This is a genomic window from Pseudomonas faucium (genome assembly GCF_021602585.1).
Lineage (GTDB): Bacteria > Pseudomonadota > Gammaproteobacteria > Pseudomonadales > Pseudomonadaceae > Aquipseudomonas > Aquipseudomonas faucium.
In genome coordinates this window covers 258,939-276,937 of record NZ_BQIP01000001.1, presented here as the reverse complement: position 1 = coordinate 276,937, position 17,999 = coordinate 258,939, and the positions used below count along the sequence as shown (strand labels likewise).

The 17,999-nt window shown below is 67.0% G+C and carries 21 protein-coding genes and 1 pseudogene; 13 read left to right on the top strand and 9 right to left on the bottom strand.

Annotated features, from left to right (window positions below):
- Positions 1–8 precede the first annotated feature (8 nt).
- The 3 genes from L6D75_RS01330 (at position 9) to L6D75_RS01320 (ending at position 3,677) form a co-directional block, all read left to right on the top strand.
- The gene (locus L6D75_RS01330; RefSeq protein ID WP_176511153.1) at positions 9–1,241 is read left to right on the top strand and encodes an OprD family porin; all 1,233 of its coding nucleotides are present in this window, start codon (positions 9–11) and stop codon (positions 1,239–1,241) included.
- A 40-nt stretch (positions 1,242–1,281) separates the two neighbouring features.
- On the top strand, positions 1,282–3,336 hold the full coding sequence (gene paaZ / locus L6D75_RS01325) for a phenylacetic acid degradation bifunctional protein PaaZ (RefSeq protein ID WP_176511152.1): 2,055 nt from the start codon (positions 1,282–1,284) through the stop codon (positions 3,334–3,336).
- Positions 3,337–3,506: 170 nt separating this feature from the next.
- The gene (locus L6D75_RS01320; RefSeq protein ID WP_176511151.1) at positions 3,507–3,677 is read left to right on the top strand and encodes a hypothetical protein; all 171 of its coding nucleotides are present in this window, start codon (positions 3,507–3,509) and stop codon (positions 3,675–3,677) included.
- Here L6D75_RS01320 and L6D75_RS01315 read toward each other — a convergent pair.
- From L6D75_RS01315 to L6D75_RS01300, 4 genes and pseudogenes are all read right to left on the bottom strand, one after another.
- Entirely contained in the window at positions 3,635–3,922 is a 288-nt protein-coding gene (locus L6D75_RS01315) for a DUF6555 family protein (RefSeq protein WP_176511286.1), read from the bottom strand. The two genes, L6D75_RS01320 and L6D75_RS01315, sit on opposite strands and share 43 nt — an antisense overlap.
- Before the next feature lie 121 nt (positions 3,923–4,043).
- Positions 4,044–4,253 (bottom strand): annotated as a pseudogene (locus tag L6D75_RS01310) (con-10 family general stress protein); the annotation flags it as partial.
- Positions 4,254–4,414: 161 nt separating this feature from the next.
- Positions 4,415–4,966: an ATP-dependent Clp protease proteolytic subunit gene (locus L6D75_RS01305; RefSeq protein WP_176511149.1), complete on the bottom strand. Its 552-nt coding sequence runs from the start codon at positions 4,964–4,966 to the stop codon at positions 4,415–4,417.
- Between the two features lie 22 nt (positions 4,967–4,988).
- Positions 4,989–5,390 carry a low affinity iron permease family protein gene (locus L6D75_RS01300; RefSeq protein WP_176511148.1) on the bottom strand — a complete coding sequence of 134 codons (402 nt, stop codon included), beginning with the start codon at positions 5,388–5,390 and terminating at the stop codon, positions 4,989–4,991.
- A 154-nt stretch (positions 5,391–5,544) separates the two neighbouring features.
- Here L6D75_RS01300 and L6D75_RS01295 point away from each other — a divergent pair, with 154 nt between their 5' ends.
- Genes L6D75_RS01295 through L6D75_RS01275 form a run of 5 tightly spaced genes read left to right on the top strand, consistent with a single transcriptional unit; the run spans position 5,545 to position 9,861 of the window.
- The gene (locus tag L6D75_RS01295) at positions 5,545–6,462 is read left to right on the top strand and encodes a DUF72 domain-containing protein (protein ID WP_176511147.1); all 918 of its coding nucleotides are present in this window, start codon (positions 5,545–5,547) and stop codon (positions 6,460–6,462) included.
- Positions 6,459–7,244 carry an endonuclease/exonuclease/phosphatase family protein gene (locus L6D75_RS01290; RefSeq protein ID WP_176511146.1) on the top strand — a complete coding sequence of 262 codons (786 nt, stop codon included), beginning with the start codon at positions 6,459–6,461 and terminating at the stop codon, positions 7,242–7,244. Before L6D75_RS01295 ends, L6D75_RS01290 begins: the two co-directional genes overlap by 4 nt.
- Positions 7,241–8,443 (top strand): cardiolipin synthase ClsB, encoded by a 1,203-nt coding sequence (gene clsB, locus L6D75_RS01285; protein ID WP_176511145.1) that lies wholly within the window; start codon positions 7,241–7,243, stop codon positions 8,441–8,443. Before L6D75_RS01290 ends, clsB begins: the two co-directional genes overlap by 4 nt.
- On the top strand, positions 8,443–9,402 hold the full coding sequence (locus tag L6D75_RS01280; RefSeq protein WP_176511144.1) for a lysylphosphatidylglycerol synthase domain-containing protein: 960 nt from the start codon (positions 8,443–8,445) through the stop codon (positions 9,400–9,402). The genes clsB and L6D75_RS01280 overlap by 1 nt, the downstream gene beginning before the upstream one ends.
- Positions 9,403–9,432: 30 nt before the next feature.
- On the top strand, positions 9,433–9,861 hold the full coding sequence (locus tag L6D75_RS01275; protein ID WP_176511143.1) for a hypothetical protein: 429 nt from the start codon (positions 9,433–9,435) through the stop codon (positions 9,859–9,861).
- 138 nt (positions 9,862–9,999) lie between these two features.
- On the opposite strand, the gene L6D75_RS01270 is transcribed toward L6D75_RS01275, so the two are convergent.
- Together L6D75_RS01270 and L6D75_RS01265 are read right to left on the bottom strand one after the other, a co-directional pair.
- A complete protein-coding gene (locus tag L6D75_RS01270; RefSeq protein WP_176511142.1) occupies positions 10,000–10,179 on the bottom strand; it encodes a metallothionein in 180 nt (59 codons plus the stop codon).
- A 2-nt stretch (positions 10,180–10,181) separates the two neighbouring features.
- A complete protein-coding gene (locus L6D75_RS01265) occupies positions 10,182–10,643 on the bottom strand; it encodes a phosphotransferase system, HPr-related protein (RefSeq protein ID WP_176511141.1) in 462 nt (153 codons plus the stop codon).
- A gap of 159 nt (positions 10,644–10,802) precedes the next feature.
- Between L6D75_RS01265 and ligD the strand changes: the two genes are divergently transcribed.
- Genes ligD through L6D75_RS01240 form a run of 5 tightly spaced genes read left to right on the top strand, consistent with a single transcriptional unit; the run spans position 10,803 to position 16,335 of the window.
- Positions 10,803–13,271, top strand: coding sequence for a DNA ligase D (gene ligD / locus L6D75_RS01260; RefSeq protein ID WP_176511140.1), 2,469 nt, complete (start codon positions 10,803–10,805; stop codon positions 13,269–13,271).
- Complete coding sequence (locus tag L6D75_RS01255; RefSeq protein WP_176511139.1) at positions 13,268–14,311, top strand: acyl-CoA dehydrogenase family protein; 1,044 nt, start codon at positions 13,268–13,270, stop codon at positions 14,309–14,311. The genes ligD and L6D75_RS01255 overlap by 4 nt, the downstream gene beginning before the upstream one ends.
- Positions 14,308–15,063: a PIG-L deacetylase family protein gene (locus L6D75_RS01250; RefSeq protein WP_176511138.1), complete on the top strand. Its 756-nt coding sequence runs from the start codon at positions 14,308–14,310 to the stop codon at positions 15,061–15,063. Before L6D75_RS01255 ends, L6D75_RS01250 begins: the two co-directional genes overlap by 4 nt.
- A 13-nt stretch (positions 15,064–15,076) precedes the next feature.
- Complete coding sequence (locus L6D75_RS01245) at positions 15,077–15,676, top strand: class I SAM-dependent methyltransferase (RefSeq protein WP_176511137.1); 600 nt, start codon at positions 15,077–15,079, stop codon at positions 15,674–15,676.
- Complete coding sequence (locus L6D75_RS01240) at positions 15,673–16,335, top strand: glycosyltransferase family 2 protein (protein ID WP_176511136.1); 663 nt, start codon at positions 15,673–15,675, stop codon at positions 16,333–16,335. The genes L6D75_RS01245 and L6D75_RS01240 overlap by 4 nt, the downstream gene beginning before the upstream one ends.
- A gap of 1 nt (position 16,336) precedes the next feature.
- Here the strand turns inward: L6D75_RS01240 and ku are convergent, their stop codons facing one another.
- The 3 genes from ku to L6D75_RS01230 form a co-directional block, all read right to left on the bottom strand.
- Positions 16,337–17,182: a non-homologous end joining protein Ku gene (ku, locus tag L6D75_RS01235; RefSeq protein ID WP_176511135.1), complete on the bottom strand. Its 846-nt coding sequence runs from the start codon at positions 17,180–17,182 to the stop codon at positions 16,337–16,339.
- A 10-nt stretch (positions 17,183–17,192) separates the two neighbouring features.
- Positions 17,193–17,318 carry a PSPA7_2676 family Cys-rich small protein gene (locus tag L6D75_RS27290; RefSeq protein ID WP_275094612.1) on the bottom strand — a complete coding sequence of 42 codons (126 nt, stop codon included), beginning with the start codon at positions 17,316–17,318 and terminating at the stop codon, positions 17,193–17,195.
- 66 nt (positions 17,319–17,384) lie between these two features.
- A complete protein-coding gene (locus L6D75_RS01230) occupies positions 17,385–17,984 on the bottom strand; it encodes a phosphorylase family protein (RefSeq protein WP_176511134.1) in 600 nt (199 codons plus the stop codon).
- Positions 17,985–17,999: the final 15 nt, after the last annotated feature.

Below are 17,999 nucleotides of genomic sequence, written 5' to 3'. Positions count from 1 at the left end.
TAACAACAATGAACCGCATACAGCTCAAATCCGCTGCCTGGATGGCGACCTTGGCCCTGCCCCTGCCGGCGTCGGCCGACTTCATCGGCGACAGCCACGCACGCCTGGACCTGCGCAACCACTACATCAACCGCGACTTTCGCCAGAGCAACGCGCCCCAGGCCAAGGCCGAAGAATGGGCCCAGGGCTTTACCGCCCGCGTCGAGTCCGGTTTCACCGAGGGCCCGGTGGGCGTTGGCCTGGATGCCATGGGCCAGCTCGGCATCAAGCTCGATTCCAGCCGCGACCGGCGCAACACCGGCTTGCTGCCATTCGGCCCGAACAGCCATGAGCCGGTGGACGACTACAGCGAACTGGGCCTGACCGGCAAGCTGCGGGTGTCCAAGAGCACCCTGCGCCTGGGCACCTTGCAGCCGATGCTGCCGGTGGTGATGTACAACGACACGCGCCTGTTGGCCTCGACCTTCCAGGGCGGCCAGCTGACCAGCCAGGAGCTGGGCAACCTCACGGTCAACGCCGGGCGCCTGAGCAAGGTCAACCTGCGCGATTCGTCCGGGCGCGACGACATGGGCTACGGCGCCGCCAGCAGCGACCACCTGGACTTTGCCGGCGGCAGCTACGCGCTCACCCCGCAGACCAGCGTCAGCTACTACTACGCCAAGCTCGAAGACATCTACCGCCAGCAGTTCGTCGGCCTGGTCGACACCCGCCCCCTGGGTGAAGGCCTGAGCCTGCGCAGCGACCTGCGCTACTTCGACAGCCGCGACGACGGCGCCGAACGCGCCGGCAACATCGACAACCGCAACTTCAACGCCATGTTCACCCTCGGCGTGAAGGCCCACAAGTTCACCGCCACCTGGCAGCAGATGTCCGGTGACAGCGCCTTCCCGTTCGTCAATGGCGGCGACCCGTTCACCGTCAACCTGGTGACCTACAACACCTTCACCCGCGCCGGGCTCGACTCCTGGCAACTGCGCTACGACTACGACTTCGTGGCGCTGGGCATCCCCGGCCTGAGCTTCATGACCCGCTACACCGACGGGCGCCACGCCGAAACCGCCACGGTCAGCAACGGCCGCGAGCGCGAACGCGACACCGACCTGACCTACGTCATCCAGAGCGGCCCGTTCAAGGACGTGAGCCTGCGCTGGCGCAACGTCACCTTCCGTTCCGGCAATGGCCTGACCAATGCCGTGGACGAAAACCGCCTGATCATCGGCTACACCCTGGCGCTGTGGTAACAGCGCCCCACCCCTTTTGAGAACAGCACTGGAGAACAGCATGTCTGACGCCCCAACCCTGCAGAGCTTCATCGCCGGCCGCTGGATCGGCCAGCACGGCGCCCAGGCCCTGCGCAGCGCCTTGAATGGCGATGTCCTGGCCTACAGCCACGAAGAGCGCCCAGACTTCGCCGAAGCAGTGGCGTTCGCCCGCGTGCAAGGCCTCGCGGCATTGATGGCAATGGACTTCCAGCAGCGTGCCGCGCGCCTCAAGGCCCTGGCCCTGTACCTGGCCGAGCGCAAGGAGCAGCTCTACGCGCTGTCGCACCACAGCGGCGCCACCCGCGCCGACAGCTGGATCGACATCGAAGGCGGCAACGCCACCTTGTTCTCCTACGCCGGCATCGGCAGCCGCGAGCTGCCCTCGGGCAACCTGGTGCACGAAGGCCCGGCAATGCCGCTGGGCAAGCAAGGGCACTTCGCCGGCAGCCACATCCTGGTGCCGCGCGCCGGCGTGGCCGTGCACATCAATGCCTTCAACTTCCCGATCTGGGGCATGCTGGAGAAGTTCGCCCCGACCTTCCTGGCCGGCATGCCGTGCATCGTCAAGCCGGCGACCTCGACCAGCTACCTGACCGAAGCCGTGGTGCGCCTGATGAATGCCTCGGGCCTGCTGCCAGAGGGCAGCCTGCAGCTGGTGATCGGCAGCACCGGCGACCTGCTCGACCGCCTGCAGGGCCAGGACGTGGTGACCTTCACCGGTTCCGCCGACACCGCGGCCAAGCTGCGCGTCACGCCCAACCTGATTCGCAACTCGGTACCGTTCACCGCCGAAGCCGACTCGCTGAACTGCGCCATCCTCGGCCCGGACGTGACCCCGGACAGCGAAGAGTTCGAGCTGTACATCAAGGAAGTGGTGCGCGAAATGACCACCAAGGCCGGGCAGAAATGCACCGCCATCCGCCGCGCCATCGTCCCGGCCAAGCATCTGGATGCCGTTGCCACGCGCCTGCGTGAGCGCTTGAGCAAGGTGGTGGTGGGCGACCCGTCCGTCGAAGGCGTGCGCATGGGCGCCCTGGCCTCCCATGACCAGCAGCGCGACGTTGGCGAGCGCGTGCGCAGCCTGCTGCAGAGCTGCGAGCAGATTTTCGGCGCCAGCGACGGCTTTGCCCCACGTGGCGAGGGCGTGGCCGAAGGCGCGTTCTTCGCCCCGACCCTGCTGCAGGCCCGCGACCCGCATGCCGAGGGCGGTGCCCACGATATCGAAGCGTTCGGCCCGGTCAGCACGCTGATGGCCTATGACGACCTCGATGAAGCCCTGGCCCTGGCCGCACGCGGCAAAGGCAGCCTGGTGGCCTCGCTGGTCACCGCCGACCGCGCCGTTGCCGCCAAGGCCATCCCGGTGGCCGCGGCCTGGCACGGCCGCCTGCTGGTGCTGGACAGCGAAGCGGCCAAGGAGTCCACCGGCCACGGCTCGCCGCTGCCGCAGCTCAAGCACGGCGGCCCGGGCCGCGCGGGCGGTGGCGAAGAGCTGGGCGGCCTGCGCGCGGTGAAGCATTACCTGCAACGCGCCGCCGTGCAGGGCTCGCCGAGCATGCTCAGCGCCGTGACCGGCGAGTACGTGCGTGGCGCCGAGGTGATCGAGACCGAGGTGCACCCGTTCCGTCGCTACTTCGAGGAGTTGCGCATCGGCGAGTCGCTGCTGACTCACCGGCGCACAGTGACCGAAGCCGACCTGGTCAACTTCGGCTGCCTGTCGGGCGACCACTTCTACATGCACTTCGACGAAATCGCGGCCAAGGCGTCGCAGTTCGGCAAGCGCATCGCCCACGGTTACTTCGTGCTGTCGGCGGCGGCCGGGTTGTTCGTGTCGCCAGGTGAGGGGCCGGTGCTGGCCAACTATGGGCTCGACACCTTGCGATTCATCAACCCGGTGGGCATTGGCGACACCATTCAGGCGCGCCTGACCTGCAAGCGCAAGATCGACCAGGGCAAGACCAGCCCGCTGGGGCAACCGCAAGGGGTGGTGGCTTGGGATGTGGAGGTGACCAACCAGCTGGGTGAGCTGGTGGCCAGTTATGACATCCTGACCTTGGTGCTCAAGCGTCAGGGGTGAGGTAGCCGATGGCCTTATCGCCGGCAAGCCGGCTCCCACAGGGACCAGCGCAATACTTGTGGGAGCCGGCTTGCCGGCGATGAGGCCGCCGGTCGGTATCACCTGCAAAAAACCGATCGTCCATGGCCTCCCCGCACTCCAACGAGCATCAACCACCAAGGGAGACAGCCATGAACGCTCTATTCAGAATGGGCGGCGGCAACGCCCAGGATGACTGGCCCGAACTGGACCCGGAAAAACGCAACGACCGCGCCGACGACCCGGATGCCGACCCCAGTGTCGCCGACGACGACCCGCATCAGCCTGGCGTGCCGGCCAGCGACCCCGAATCCGGGGCTTGAGTGCTGGAAGCGGGCCTCTCCCCCGAGACCCGCCAACTCACGGCCGTGATGCCGTAGCGCTCGGCCATGGGCCGGCTGACCTTCTTGATCTTCTCCCGCCCGAACTTGGGAATGATGCCGATCCCCGCATCACAGCTCGCCCAATGCCAGGCCTCGGCATTGTCGAGGCGGTCCAGGCGAATGATGAAACTGCGCGGTTCGCCGTGCAGTTGGTAGTCGATGATGTACAGCGCGGGATTAGGCATCACGGGGCCCTCCTGTTCTCCATGGATGACTCTTCATTGAGTGACGCCCGTGGCGAAAGATTCAAAAAAATTGTCGAACAAAATCAGCAGGCGAGGCCCGCGGGCCTCGCCTGGGTGCCGGTCATTGCGGCTGACGCCCGCCACCGTGGCTGTTCTGGCCACCTTTGCGGCCAGCCTCGGCCGCCCGCTCGCGGTCGTTGGCGAAGTTGCCGCCCGACGCCTGGCCGCCCTTGTGGCCGGCACGCGCCGCCCGTTCGCGGTCATTGGCGAAGTTGCCGGGGTTGGTTTCCTTGGTACCGCCACGTTGTCCGGTTCGCTGTGGGTCACGAGCCATCGGGTATCTCCTTGCGCTGGATGGGGTGGGACGCATGAACCTTGGCCATGCCCTACTTGCGAGCCGCCCATGGCCCCCTCTGCTCAATCGGATTGGTGCCGACTGACCGGCGGCACCAAACGCCGCTTCGGCAATTGCTTGCGCGCAGGCTTTGCGCCTCACGCATGCACGCTCCACTGGGCCATCTCGGCCTCGATGGGCATTTCGTCGATGGCATGGATCATGCCGCTGGCCAGCGCCTCCTGCGGCCCGAGAATGCGCGGGTAGGCCATCAGGTAACGGGCCACGTCCAGCACCTCGCTGCTGCCCTGGGTGCGCTCGGCGACGATCTGCGCGTACAGGCGCAGGTCATAGTCCAGGCTCATGGCGTATTCAGCCATGCGCGCATGGTCCACCGAGCCGTGCAAGGTCCAGTGGAACGGGTGGAACAGGAACTTGCTGTAGGCACAGGCGGTACGGTGCTCGCCGGCCAGGAACAGGATGTTGCCCATCGACTCGACGGTGCCCAGGTTATGGGTGTGCAGCGGCACCGGCAGGGTGCGCAGGAAGTTGTACAGGGTGAAGCCGTAGCTGCACTCCCCGCCCATGGTGGCGATGTTCAGCTGCAACAGCTCGGCGCCCTGCTGCAACGCCTTGGCGCAGGTGTTGATCAGGTTGCCGCAGGTGGATGAGTTGATCGGGCCGGTGAAGTGAATGATGTGTCTGGCCATGCTTGCCTCCGGGTTGGGCGGGTCATTTCCTGGCCTCGCGTGGGTCGTCCTGTTCTTGCGCACCCTCATCGTCGTCGCCGCGCTCGCCCATCAGCTGGTACTGCTTGCGCAGGGCACGCAGCTGCGCCGGGTCCATGTCTTCGAGGTCGAGCAGCGCCTTGTGCGCGCGGCGGGTGGTGCGCAGCAGCTCGTCGATCTTGATGTGCAGCTCGTCGTTGTCGCGGTTCTGGGTGTTCTGGATGAGGAACACCATCAGGAAGGTGATGATCGTGGTCGAGGTATTGATCACCAGTTGCCAGGTGTCGTTGAAGTGGAACAGCGGCCCGCTCAGGCCCCACACCAGGATCAGCAACAAGGCGACAGCGAAGGACAGCGGGCGCCCTGTCCAGTTGGCCAGCCATTGGGCGAAACGGTCGAATTTCATGCCACCGGTCCTCACCAGTTCGTCCTTCGGTGGAGAGGCGCGCCGCAGCAAAGTTCCCTTGCCCTCGCCGCTGCGCCACTGGTCAACCGCGCTGAACCCTGGCCTTGCCCACCCGGTCGCAGTTCAAAGGACACCTGGCAGCGAGGACGGCAGTGTGAGCGAGATCCGCATCGGTATTTCCGGATGGCGTTATGGCCCCTGGCGCAACGATTTCTACCCCAAAGGGCTGCCCCAGCACAGCGAGCTGGCGTTCGCCTCGCGGGCGGTCAACAGCATCGAGATCAATGGCTCGTTCTACAGCCTGCAGACGCCAGAGCGCTACCAGCACTGGCGTGACGACACCCCGGACGGCTTCGTCTTCGCGGTCAAGGCGCCGCGTTACATCACCCATGTGCGCAGGCTCAAGGACATCGAAGAGCCGCTGGCCAACTTCTTCGCCTCGGGGCCGTTGCAGCTGGGCAAGAAGCTGGGGCCGATCCTCTGGCAGTTCCCACCGAACATGAAGTTCGATGAAGCCCGTTTCAGCCACTTCCTCGAACGCCTGCCCCAGGACCATGAAGCAGCACGCGCCTGTGCCCGGGCCTGTGCCGAGCGCCTGCGCGGCAATATCGGCAACCTGGGGCGCGGCAATGCGCGCCTGCGCCACGCCGTGGAAATCCGCCACGAGAGCTTCCTCTGCGAGGCCTTCATCAAGCTGCTGCGCAAGCACAAGGTGGCGCTGGTGGTGGCAGACAGCGCCGGCAAATGGCCCTATGTCGAAGACCTCACCGCCGATTTCGTCTACCTGCGCCTGCACGGCGACGTCGAGCTCTACAGCAGCGGCTACACCGCCCGTGCCCTGCGCCGCTGGCAGCAGCGCATCCAGCGCTGGAGCCACGGCGGCCAGCCGGACGATGCCCAGCTGGTACTGGCGCGCCCGCCACGGCGCCGCGCATCGCGTGACATCTACTGCTATTTCGACAACGACCAGAAGGTGCACGCGCCCTACGACGCCAGGCGCCTGCTGGACAAACTGTCGCTGGACGGCCCGCTGCTGACCGAACCGGGTGTCGAGCCGGAGGTGGCCCTGTGAACAACACCCTGCCCGCCCCCGACAGCCTGATCGACCGGCTGACCACGGTGCACCGCCTGAACGTGCTGACGATCAACGTGCACAAGGGTTTCACCCCGTTCAACCGGCGTTTCATCCTGCCGGAGCTGCGTGAAGCGGTGCGCGCCAGCGGCGCCGACCTGGTGTTCCTGCAGGAGGTGCATGGCAGCCACCAGCAGCATGCCCAGCGCCACCCCGAATGGCCGCAGACGCCGCAGTACGAGTTTCTCGCCGACAGCATGTGGCCGCAGTTCGCCTATGGCCGCAACGCGGTCTACCCCCATGGCGACCACGGCAACGCGCTGCTGTCGAAATTCCCCATCGTCGAGCACCGCAACCTCGATGTCTCGATCCACGGCAACGAGGAGCGTGGGCTGTTGCATTGCCGCCTGGAGGTGCCCGGCCACGACCAGGTGCATGCGGTGTGCGTGCACTTGGGGCTGCGCGAAGCGCACCGGCAACGCCAGGTGCAGCTGCTGCTCGACCTGCTCGACAGCCTGCCGGCCAAGGCGCCGGTGATCGTCGCGGGCGACTTCAACGACTGGCGCCTGAAAGCCGATGCCGTGCTCGGCCAGCGCCTGGTCGAAGCCTTTGGCGAGCGTTACGGCAGCCCCGCGCGCAGCTTCCCGGCGCGCCTGCCGCTGCTGCGCCTGGACCGCATCTACCTGCGCAATGCCCTGCCGAACAAGGCCCAGGTGCTGGCCAAATATCCCTGGTCGCACCTTTCCGACCACGCCCCCCTGGCCGCGGAGATCAGCCTGTGAACAGACCCTGGACACCAGGCAACAGCGTTGAGCTGCTGGTCAATGGCGAGGACTACTACCCCCGTGTGTTCGAGGCCATGGCCCAGGCACGCGAGGAAATCCTCCTGGAAACCTTCATCATCTTCGACGACAAGGTCGGCCAGCAGCTCAAGCAGGTGCTGATCGACGCGGCCCAGCGTGGCGTGCGGGTGGAAATGGCAGTCGATGGCTATGGCACGGCGGACTTGCCGGACGCCTTCGTCGCGGCCATGACCGAAGCCGGTGTGCGCTTTCACGCCTTCGACCCGCAACCGCGCCTGGCCGGCATGCGCACCAACCTGTTCCGCCGCCTGCACCGCAAGATCGTGGTCATCGACGGCGAGCTGGCGTTCATTGGCGGCATCAACTACAGCGCCGATCACCTGGGCGACTACGGGCCGATGGCCAAGCAGGACTATGCGGTGCAAGTGTGCGGGCCGGTGGTGGCCCAGGTGCATGCCTCCAGCCGCAGGCTGATGGCGCCGGTGCTCGACCCACCCAGCGAGGTGCGCCCGCAGGTGGCTGCCGCAGGGCCAGCCAGTGCCGTGCTGGTGGAGCGCGACAACGCCCGCCGGCGCACCGACATCGAAGCCTGCTACCTGCAGGCGCTGCGCGCTGCACGCCAGCGCATCGTCATCGCCAATGCCTACTTCTTCCCCGGCTACCGCCTGCTGCGTGAACTGCGCAACGCCGCCCGCCGCGGGGTGCAGGTGACGCTGATTTTGCAGGGCCAGCCAGACATGCGCTGGGTCCGCGCCCTGTCGCGGCTGTTGTACAACTACCTGCTGCGCGATGGCGTGCACATCCACGAGTACTGCCAACGGCCGCTGCACGGCAAGGTGGCGCTGGTGGACGATGAATGGTCGACCGTGGGTTCGAGCAACCTCGACCCGCTGAGCCTGTCGTTCAACCTGGAGGCCAACCTGCTGATCCGTGACCGGGCGTTCAACCAGCACCTGCACCAGCACCTCAGCGCCCTGGCCAGCGAGCAGTGCAAGGCCGTGACCCTGGAGCGCATGGTGCGCGGTTACTGGTGGCGGGCGCCGCTGATTTTCGTGTGCTTCCACGTCATCCGGCATTTCCCGCGTATCGCCGGCTGGTTCCCGGCGCACCGCCAGCGGCTGCGCTCGCTGCAGCCAGAGGTGCAGGCCCAGGGCGACCTTCACGAGGGCAATACCTGATGGCTGACAAACGCTGGCACCGCTGGGCCAAGCGCCTGCTGACCGTGCTGTTCATCGTGCTGATTCCCGTGCTGCTGTATACCCTGGCGCGCAACCTGGACTGGCACGAAGTGCGCCAGTCGCTGGTGGCGTACAAGCCGAGCACCTTGCTGATCGGGCTGGGCCTGGCGCTGTGCAGCTACCTGACCTTCGCCAGCTACGACCTGCTGGCACGCGCCTACACCGGGCACCAGTTGCCTGCGCGGCAGGTGCTGCCGGTGGCCTTCGTCTGCTATGCGTTCAACTTGAACTTCACCACCTGGGTCGGTGGCGTGGCCTTGCGCTACCGGCTGTATGGCCGGCTGGGCCTGGATAACGCGACCATTACCCGGATTCTCACCCTGGGCCTGCTGACCAACTGGATGGGCTACATGCTGCTGGCGGGCACGGTGTTCGCCCTGCGCCTGGTCAAGCTGCCGGAAAACTGGACGGTGGGCGTCACCGGGCTGCAGATCATCGGTTTCGCCTTGCTGGCGATCGCGCTGGGCTACCTGCTGGCCTGTGCCTTCGCCAGGAAACGTACCTGGCATATCCGCGAGCACGAGATCACCCTGCCCTCGCTGCGCCTGGCGCTGTGCCAGGTGGCGCTGGGCGCGAGCAACTGGGCGCTGATGGCGGCGCTGATCCATTGGCTGCTGCCGGGCGAGCTGTTCTACCCATCGATTCTCGGCATCTTGCTGATCAGTTGCGTGGCCGGGGTGGTTGCGCACATTCCTGCCGGGCTGGGCGTGCTCGAGGCGGTGTTCCTGGCGCTGCTGCATGGGCAGCTGGGTCAGGGCAGCCTGGTGGCGGCGTTGCTGGGCTATCGCACCCTGTACTACCTGATCCCGCTGCTGCTGGCGGTGGTCACGTACCTGGTGCTGGAGAAACGCGCACGGACCATGCGCCAACGCAGTAAAGCGACTTTACGCAAGACCTGAACACGGGCCGAAACGCCCGGGAGGTGGCACATGCGTTCATTTGTGTGGGTGGTGCTGGTGGGCAGCCTGGTCAGTACCCAGGTGCTGGCCGAGGCCTGTGACGTGACTACCCGCTCCTCGAGCAACGCCGTCAAGCCTGTGGAGGGGCATACCTGCTACAGCTTCAGCAACATGCCGGCCGAGGCCATCAACTGGTCGTGCAGCAATGAAAGCAAGGAGATGCTCAATAGCCAGAAGCACAAGGTGGCGCGTTGCGCCGATGGCAGCGTCGGCAGCTGCATCGCGCCGTTGACCCAGGAGGCGCTGGCCAATCCGAAAGCCGTGGGCGGCGCCGAGCCGTCGACGCGGCCAGCGTTGTCCAAGGATGCGCGGGTGATTACCTATTACTACGACACCCCGAGCCTGGGGCAGGCGCGCAGCGACTGCGAGCGCAATAACGGTATCTGGCAGACGCACTGAGCCTGGCACCGGCTTTGCCGGTGTTCGCGGGGCAAGCCCGCTCCCACAATAGCCAAAAGCACGGGCTGCGAGATTGTTGTGGGAGCGGGGTTGCCCAGCGAACCAGGGCGAAGCCCTGGCCATGCACCGCAGTGGTCGCTACTGGCTCTGGCCAGGCCGTGAAGCCTTGGCACACGTGCAATTACCCATGCGGCAAGGCTCACCGCCACGGTGCCCGGAGGCACAGGCTTCGCAGCAATAGGCCTTACCCTCGCGCATCACGGCATTCTCGCCCACCGTGCAGGAACAGTGCTCACAGGCGCAGCGTTGCTCGTTCATGGTCATTTCCTCGTGTCGTCGTCCACCACATCGTCGATCCATGGCTCGCCGTCCAAGGGGTCGGAGCGGGCCAGTTCAGCTTCGTCCAGGCCAATGCCGCCGCCGATCTCGCGCTCATCCACCCGGCGCAGCATCTGGTCGGCGGGGCCGTCGTCGCCCCCGGGCTCGTCGGCGTCGCGCGCGCCGCTTTCATCGATCAGGGTGTCCGGGCTCATGTCGTCCCAGGTGACGTTGTCCTCGTGGGCGCTGTCGCTCAGCGCCTCGCCACCGGTCATGCCGCTTTCGGCCACCCGGCGCGGCGGAAATTCCTCATCGACTTCCCGTGCCGGGCGCTCATCCCCTACGCGGCCTTGGCGTTCGTCGTTGCGCTCATCGAAGTCCAGCTCGTGGACACTGCCCATGCGGTCCTCGGTGTCGTCGATCTCGGGCGGGGTGTAAGGCTTGGGGTCGTCTGGTCGGGCCATGTCGGTTCTCCCTCAGGTGGATAAGTGCATTCGCTACATGCGGTCGACTGCGCCCGGCGGGCAATGATTCAGAGTTTTTCCAGCGGCGATATTTTGAACTCGCCCGCGCCCTGCTGCCTCCCAACTTCTAGAGACCCGCGTACCGTCCCGGAGCCCGCCATGGCCAAGCCCCTGCAGGAGTACCAGCGCAAGCGCGATTTCAACGCCACCCCCGAGCCCAGTGGCAAGCGCGGGCGGGGCAAGGCCCATGCCTTGCAGTTCTGCATCCAGAAGCACGACGCCAGCCACCTGCACTATGACTTTCGCCTGGAACTCGATGGCACGCTGAAAAGCTGGGCCATCCCCAAGGGCCCGTCGCTGGACCCCAAGGTGCGGCGCCTGGCCGTGCACGTGGAGGACCATCCGCTGGACTACGCAAGCTTCGAGGGCAACATCCCCGAAGGCCATTACGGCGCCGGCGATGTGATCGTCTGGGACCGCGGTATCTGGGAGCCAGAGGGCAATGCCCGGGACGCCTACGCCAGGGGCAAGCTGCGCTTTCGCCTGCAGGGCGAGAAGCTCAATGGCGTGTGGAACCTGTTCCGCACCCACCTGGGCGGCAAGAAAGAGCAGTGGATGCTGGTCAAGTCCAACGATGGCGAGGCCCGCAGCGAGCAGGAGTACAGCGTGGTCGAGGCCCAACCCGACAGCGTGCTCAGTGACCGCACCCTGGTGTCGCAACGCCCCGCCAAGAGCGCCAAGGCACCCGCCAGGCGCAAACGGGCCGCCCAGCCCGACACGTTGCAGCCGCAGCTCGCCACCCTGGTCGACTCACCGCCCAGTGGCGACTGGCGCTACGAGGTCAAGTTCGACGGTTACCGGATACTGGCCCGTATCGACGGCGACGATGTACGCCTGTTCACCCGCAACGGCCACGACTGGAGCGCCAAGATGCCCCGCCAGGTCGCCGCCTTGCGAACGCTGGGCCTGGATTCGGCGTGGCTGGATGGCGAAATGGTGGTCAACGGCGAGCACGGCGTTTCCGACTTCCAGGCCCTGCAGAACGCCTTCGACACCGACAACGACGAGCAGATCGTCTACTACCTGTTCGACCTGCTCTACCTGAGCGGCCAGGACCTGCGCCCACTGCCCCTGGAAGACCGCCGCGACACCCTGCGCCAGCTGCTCGAAGCCAGCACGGCCGATGAACTGCAGTTTTCCGCCGACTTCGACCAGCCGGTCGAATCGCTGCTCGACAGCGCCTGCCGCCTGCAGCTCGAAGGCTTGATCGGCAAGCGCCTGGGCAGCCCGTACCTGGGCAAGCGCAGCGCCGACTGGATCAAGCTCAAGTGCAAGCAGCGCCAGGAGTTCGTGATCGTCGGCTACACCGACCCCAAGGGCAGCCGCAGCGGCTTCGGCGCGCTATTGCTGGCACTGCATGACCCGGACAGCGGCACATTGCACTACGCCGGCAAGGTCGGCAGCGGTTTCAGCGCCGCGACCCTGGACAGCATCCACGCCCGCCTCAAGCCCCTGCAGGCGGCCAAGCCGGCCCTGGCCAACCCGCCGACCGGCGCCGAGGCGCGGGGCGTGCACTGGCTGAAACCGAAACTGCTGGCCGAAGTCGCCTATGCCCAGATGACCCGCGATGGCTCGGTGCGCCATGCGGTGTTCCATGGCCTGCGCGACGACAAGCCCGCCACTGCCATCGACCTGGAGCGCCCGATGCCCAGCAACAAGGTTGCCAAAAAAAACCAAGCGCACGAGGAGCCCCTGCCCACGCTGCGCCTGACCCACCCCGACCGGGTGATCGACGCCACCTCTGGCAGCACCAAGCGAGATGTGGCCGAGTACTACGCCCAGGTAGCGCCGTGGATCCTGCCGTACCTCAAGCACCGCCCGGTGGCCCTGGTGCGTGCGCCCGAGGGCCTGGCCGGCGAACTGTTCTTCCAGAAGAACGCCGGCCAGCTGCATATCCCCAACGTGCTCACCTACGACAAGGCCGAAGCCGGCCAGGCGGCGATGGTCATCAACCGCGCCGACACCCTGCTCGGCGCCGTGCAGATGAACATGCTCGAACTGCACACCTGGAACGCCACCGACAAGGACTTCGACAAGCCCGACCGTTTCGTCCTCGACCTCGACCCGGACCCGGCGCTGCCCTGGAAGGCCATGCTCGAAGCTACCCAACTGACCCTGACCCTGCTCGACGAGCTGGGCCTGAAGGTGTTTCTCAAGACCAGCGGCGGCAAGGGCATGCACCTGGTGGTGCCGCTGACCCGGCGCGACAGCTGGGACGCGGTCAAGGACTTCAGCCACGCCATCGTCGACTACCTGGCCAAGCTGTTCCCCGACCGCCTCAGCGCCGTTTCCGGCCCGAAAAACCGGGTCGGGCGGATCTTCATCGACTACCTGCGCAACGGCCAGGGCGCCACCACCGCGTGCGCCTATTCGTTGCGGGCCCGCGAGGGGCTGCCGGTGTCGGTGCCGATCTGGCGCGAGGAGCTGGCCCAGCTCAAGGGCGCCAACCAATGGCACATCGGCAACCTGGCCGAGCGCCTGGCCGACCTGGAGGACCCCTGGGCGGCCCTGGGCAAGACCCGCCAATCGATCACCGCGCGCATGCGCAAGCAGATGGGGATGGCATGAGCATCATTCAGGATTTCGACTTGAACACCCTCGACAGCCTGTTGCGCACCTTCAGCGAGCGCCCCCAGGCCCTGAACCTCGACACCCAGTTGGCCGCGCTGATGCAGGCGCTGCTGGCCGAACACCTGGACGTGCTGCCGCTGCCGGGCCAGGGCCATACCCTGCAGCGCTGGCAGACCCTGGCGCGGATCGCCGGCTGCGACCTGGCCCTGGCGAAACTGTACGAAGGCCACACCGATGCCCTGGCGATCCTCGCCGAATGCGGCGCCGCGCACCGGGTGGGCGATGGCGTGTGGGGCGTGTGGGCCGCCGAGCCGCCCGATGCCCGCGCCCGCATCGTCGCCCGCGACGGCAACCAGGTGCGCCTGGCCGGGCGCAAGGCCTGGTGTTCCGGCGCCCTGCAGATCGACCGGGCGCTGATCACCGCCTGGGCCGATGACGACCAGCCGCAACTGGTCGCCATCGAGCTGGCCCATGCCCGCCAGCACCTGCAGGTGGACCACTGGCAGGCGGTGGGCATGGCCACCACCACCAGCGTCGAGATCGCGTTCGACGACGCCCCCGGCATCGCCGTCGGCCAGCCCGGGCAATACCTGTCGCGCCCAGGCTTCTGGCATGGCGGCGCGGGCATTGCCGCCTGCTGGTATGGCGCCGCCGAAGCCCTGGCCGATTACCTGCGCGAGCAATGCCGCAAGCCGCGCCCCGACCCGCATGCCCAGGCCCACCTGGGCACAGTCGATGCGGCGCTGTGCGGCGCCCGCGCAGCGCTGCGCGAGTGCGCGGCGTGGATCGACCGCAACCCCAGCGCCGATGCCAGTTTCGCGGTGCGCCGCGTGCGTGCCCAGGTCGAACAGGCAGTCGAGCAGGTGATCCGCCATGTGGGCCGCGCCCTGGGCGCCACGCCGTTCTGCCGCAGCAGCCACTTCGCCCGGTTGAGCGCCGACTTACCGGTGTACCTGCGCCAGAGCCACGCCGAACGTGACCTGGCCGCCCTTGGACAACAGCTGGCCCAGGTGCCGGCAGGAGCCTGGCAGTTATGAGCGAGAACCTGATTCAAGCGAGCAGCGGCACGCCCTGGGCCGACTGGCAACAATCGGCGCACCTGGCCCGGGCCAGTTGGGTCAGCCCCGATCAGCTGTGCCCGCCGGGCCGGCGCCTGGTGCTGCTGGCGCCGCACCCGGACGACGAGATCCTCATGGCCGGCGGCCTCTTGGCCGGGTTGCAGGGCCGCGAGCAGGACTTGCTGCTGATTTCCGCCACCGACGGCGAAGGCAGCCACCCCGATTCGCCCACCTGGACCGAACACCGCCTGCGCCGCCAGCGGCCGCTGGAAAGCCGCCATGCCCTGCAGCAGCTGGACCTTGACCTCAACCAGCTGGACTGGCGGCGCCTGCACCTCAAAGACGGCGCCTTGCCGCGCGACGAAGCCTTCCTGGTCAACCACCTGAACCAGCTGCTGCGCCCCGATGACCTGCTGATGACCACCTGGCGTGGCGATGGCCATTGCGACCATGAAGCCCTTGGCCGCGCTGCAGCGCAGGCCGCCCAGGCGCGCAAGGTGCAGCTGGTCGAGGTGCCGGTCTGGGCCTGGCACTGGGCGCAGCCCGACGACCCGCGCCTGCCCTGGCCTCGCGCGCACCGCATCGCCCTCGACGAAGCGCGCCTGGCGCGCAAGCGCCAGGCCCTGGCCGCGCACCACAGCCAGCTCGAACCGGACCAAGGGCGCCCTGCGGTGCTGCCGGCCCACCTGCTGGAATGCCTGCTGCAGCCGTTCGAACTGGTCTTTCTCTAGGAGAACAAAGGTCATGAGCCTCGATGCGCACTATTTTGCCGACCTTTATGCCCACAACGAGGACCCCTGGGCCTTTCGCACGCGCTGGTACGAGCGGCGCAAGCGTGACCTGCTGCTGGCGTGCCTGCCGCGCCAGCAGTACCAACGGGTGTTCGAGCCGGCCTGCGCCAACGGTGAGCAGAGCGCCGTGCTCGCCGAGCGTTGCGCCGAGCTGCTGTGCCAGGACCTGGACCCCACCGCGGTGCGCCTAGCCCGCCAGCGGCTGGCCGAGCTGCCCCAGGCCTCGGTCAGCCAGGGGCGCCTGCCGGGCGACTGGCCGGGTGGGCAGTTCGACCTGATCGTGCTCAGCGAAGTCGGCTATTACCTGAACCCGACCGACTGGCTGCAGGTGATCGAGCAATCGGTAGCAAGCCTCACCCCCGACGGCGCCATCCTCGCCTGCCACTGGCGCCACCCCATCGAGGGCTGCCCGCAGGATGGCCGGGCGGTGCATCGCCTGCTGGCCAGGCACCTGCCGCTGTATCCGCTGTTGCGCCATGAAGAAGCGGACTTTCTGCTGGAGTACTGGTCGTGCCAGCCCAGCGTGGTCGATTTGCAAGAGACTTGCCCATGATTGCCGTGGTCATACCGGCGCACAACGAAGCCCGGCGCCTGGGCCGTTGCCTGAAGGCGATGGCAGCGGCCGTGGCTGTGGCCGAACAGGCCGGCCAGCGGGTCGAGGTGCTGGTAGTGCTGGACCGCTGCAGCGATGGCAGCGCCGCCGTCGCGCGCCAGCACGGGGTGCACACGCTGGCGGTGGAAGCCGGCTGCGTCGGCATGGCGCGCCGGCTAGGCGCGGCGCTGATGCTCGAGCGCGGGGCCAGCTGGCTGGCCTGTACCGATGCCGACAGCCAGGTGCCGCCGCACTGGTTGCTGTCACAGCTGGCCTGCACCGCCGAGGTGGTCTGCGGCACGGTGCATGTCGCCCGCTGGCAGCCCTGGCAACGGGCGGCGCTGCGCAAGCGTTACCTCAGCGGCTACCAGATGTGCGAGGGGCACCGGCATATCCATGGGGCCAACCTAGGCGTGTGCGCACGGGCCTACGAGCGTGTGGGAGGGTTTCGGCCGCTGGCCGCGCACGAGGATGTGCAACTGGTGCATGACCTGGAGGCCAGTGGCGCGCAGATCGTGTGGACGGCGCGCCACAGCGTGGCCACCAGCAGCCGGCGCGATAGCCGCGCGCGGGAGGGGTTCGGCGATTACCTGGCGAGCCTGGAAGCTACGTTGCAGTAATTCACGAAGCTTTACGCGGGCGCTTGGCCGGCTTTTTCTCTGCCGGCGCCTTCTTCGTGCCCTTGCCGCCGAGGCTGCGCTTGAGCAGCTCGGTGAGGTCGATGATGTCGGCGCTCTTCTCGCTCGCGCCCTCGCCTTTGTCGACCACGCTGATCTTGCCCTTGCTGGCCTTCTCTTCGACCAGGTCCATGATGGTCTGGCGGAACGCGTCGTGGTACTCGTCCGGCGCCCACGGCCCGCTCATGTCCTCGACCAGGCGCTTGGCCATGTCCAGTTCGCGCTTGTCGACCTTGGTGTCGGTCACGCTCTTGTCCAGCTCCAGCGACTCCACGCCGCGCACTTCCTCGGGCCAACGCAGGGTGATCATCACCAGCGCCTCGTCCAGCGGGCGCAGCAGCGCCAGGTGCTGGCGGGTGTGCAGCACCACCGTGGCCAGGGCCACCTTGCCGGTGCTTTCCAGGGTTTCGCGCAGCAGCGCATAGACCTTGCCGCCACGCCGGTCGGGGCTGAGGTAGTACGGGGTGTCGAAATGCTGCAGCGGGATTTCGCTGGCGGCGACGAAAGAGAAGATGTCGATGGTCTGCGTGGCCTCGGGCCGCGCCTTGCGGATCTCGTCTTCGCTGATGACCACGTAGCGGCCCTTCTCGAACTCGACGCCCTTGACCACGTTGTCCTTGTCGATGTCCTTGCCGGTGACCTTGTTGATGCGCTTGTAGCCCACCGGCTCCATGCTGCGCTTGTCGAGCCAGTCGAAATCGACCCGCTCGGTGCGCACGGCCGTGTTGAGCGAGACCGGGATATGCACCAGGCCGAAACTGATCGCGCCTTTCCAGATTGCCCTGGCCATGGCGAGCCTCCTAGGGTTGCAGGGGTTGGCTGTAGCGCATCGCGCCACAACGCTCGCAGAGCTGGCAATGCAGGTGGGTGTAGGGGCTGGCCAGGACACGCCAGTGGCAGCCACGCAGCAGGCAGACAAAGCTCATCAGCCACCTCCTCGGCCCGAAAAGTGCGGGCACTTACTGGAAGTGACTGCGTGGCGGCGGGAAGGTTTACTTCAATCCACGGGTGTCGGTGAACAGCACACGCTGGAAGGCTTCTGCTGCCAGGTGGACCTGCACCGACCAATCGTCGGCGGCGTCGCTGCCGGCGTCATCGGAGATGTATTTGAGGCACACGAACGGGATGGCTTCGCTGCGCGCGATCAGGGCCAGCACGTAGGCTTCCATGTCGACGATGTCGTAGGGCGCCTCGCCGTGGTTGACCTCGAAGCTGTCGCCGCTGCCGCAGGTGCCCAGTGGCAGGCCGGGGATCGCCTGGCCATGCTCCAGCAGCACCGGGGTGTCCGACAGTGGGGTTTGGTAGCGGGCAAAGCCCAGGGGCGTCACGTCCATGTCGCGCTGCACGAAACGCGTGCAGCACACCACCTCGCCCTTGCCGTAGCGCTGGCTGCCGGCGGAGCCGAGGTTGACGATCAGCTTGGGGCGCTGCTGCTGGATGGCCTTGGTCAGCGCGATGGCGGCATTGACCTTGCCGATGCCGGTGAACACCGTGTTGACGTCGGCGAACACGCTGCCGGCTTCGGCGTCGAGGGCGAAGACGAACAGGGTGTCGGCCAGGGAAATATGGGGGAATTGCTTGATCAGCATCATGGAGCGGGCGGTCCG